The sequence below is a fragment of the Herbidospora sp. RD11066 genome (assembly GCF_054661255.1).
The window spans coordinates 1-594 of the sequence record NZ_BAAGDO010000037.1; the positions used below are offsets into that span (position 1 = coordinate 1).

The window sequence follows — 594 nt, forward strand, 5'->3', positions numbered from 1 at the left end:
GAGAATGTGTGCTTCCAACTCTTTGGCTCACAGAAGGACATGGCTACGACCCGACTTTCCGACCAGAAGCGTACAGAGACAGTACGGCTTGGATAGCGACATACATGGCTGGGGCGTTGAAAGTCTCGAACATGATCTGTGTCATTTTTTCTCTGTTGGCTTTTGGGTTGAGCGGAGCTTCTGTCAACAGAACTGGGTGTTCCTCGGGCGCTACACGCAGCTCGTTGTAGAAGGTGTGATGCCAGATCTTCTCCATGTCATCCCAGTTGGTTACGATGCCGTGTTCGATTGGATATTTCAGTGTCAGGATACCTCTTTTGCTCTGAGCTTCGTCGCCGACGTACGAGTCTTTCTGACCCATACCAACCATCACACCCTGATGTCTCGGACGACCAACGATGGAGGGAAACACAGCTCGAGGAGCGTCGTCTCCGGCGAAACCAGCCTTGCACATACCGGAGCCATTGTCAACAACCAAGGCAGCAACGTCTTCATCGGCCATTTTTCGTTTGTTAAATGGATGATCAAAATGTCCCAACTAAACAGGCAACCGTTCGCGTCTGTACGAAGTCGGAGGCCAAGCGGTCTCAGCAA

At 51.5% G+C, this 594-nt stretch carries 1 protein-coding gene; it reads right to left on the reverse strand.

Annotated features, from left to right (window positions below):
- Window positions 1-43: 43 nt before the first annotated feature.
- Window positions 44-502 carry a hypothetical protein gene (locus ACYQ78_RS39260; RefSeq protein WP_459806082.1) on the reverse strand — a complete coding sequence of 153 codons (459 nt, stop codon included), beginning with the start codon at window positions 500-502 and terminating at the stop codon, window positions 44-46.
- Window positions 503-594 lie beyond the last annotated feature (92 nt).

Coding starts and splice junctions, on each gene's coding strand:
- ACYQ78_RS39260 (WP_459806082.1), bottom strand. CDS start 502: ATGGCCGATGAAGACGTTGCTGCCTTGGTTGTTGACAATGGCTCCGGT.